Genomic DNA, 841 nt, shown 5'->3' on the forward strand with positions numbered 1-841 from the left:
GGTGCTGTTGCAAAGTTGGGGCAGTAGGAAGACCGGCGTGGAATAATCAGGTCCATGGGCATCTTCTCCGGTCGGCAGTTCCCTCGTGAAATCATCCTGTGGGCGGTGCGGTGGTACTGCCGCTACGGCGTGAGCTATCGCGACCTCGAAGAGATGATGACCGAGCGGGGAGTGCCGGTCGATCACACCACGATCTACCGCTGGGTCCAGAAATATGCTCCTGAGCTGGATAAGAAGACCCGGTGGTATCGGCAAGTTCCTGACTGGCAGGCCAGGTCCTGGCGGGTGGATGAGACCTATATCCGGGTCGGGGGAAAGTGGTGCTACCTCTATCGGGCAATCACCGCCGGTGGCCAGACCCTGGACTTCTACCTCTCACCAAAACGCAACGTCGCGGCAGCGAAGCGTTTCCTGGCGAAGACGCTGCGGTCGAATAAATCGGCAGGCTATCCGCGGGTGATCAGCACCGACAAGGCCCCCTCACTCGCCAGGGCAATCTCTGAGCTGAAGGCGGAAGGCGTCTGTCCATCGACGGTCGAGCATCGTCGGGTGAAATACCTCAACAACGTCATTGAAGGCGATCATGGCCGGTTAAAGCGGATCCTGGGGCCGAAAGGAGCATTCAAAAACCGAACGTCTGCCTACCGGACGTTGAAAGGGATGGAAGCGATGCACTCATTGCGGAAGGGGCAGGGCACGATGTTTGCCTATGGTCACCCGAATCCGGATGCAGTGATTGTTAGCCGGGTATTCGAGACGGCCTGACAACACAGGAACATAGCGTTGATCACACAATAAAAACGGAGCTTTCTTGGCTCCCGCCCCAAGTTGCAACAGCACC

General features: G+C 57.9%; 1 protein-coding gene. It reads left to right on the plus strand.

Annotated features, from left to right (window positions below):
• Positions 1-54: 54 nt before the first annotated feature.
• Positions 55-765: an IS6-like element IS1628 family transposase gene (locus HMPREF3097_RS00005; protein ID WP_010889963.1), complete on the plus strand. Its 711-nt coding sequence runs from the start codon at positions 55-57 to the stop codon at positions 763-765.
• The last annotated feature ends 76 nt before the right edge of the window (positions 766-841 follow it).

It is taken from the genome of Corynebacterium sp. HMSC27B11 (assembly GCF_001815985.1).
Classification (GTDB): Bacteria; Actinomycetota; Actinomycetes; order Mycobacteriales; family Mycobacteriaceae; genus Corynebacterium.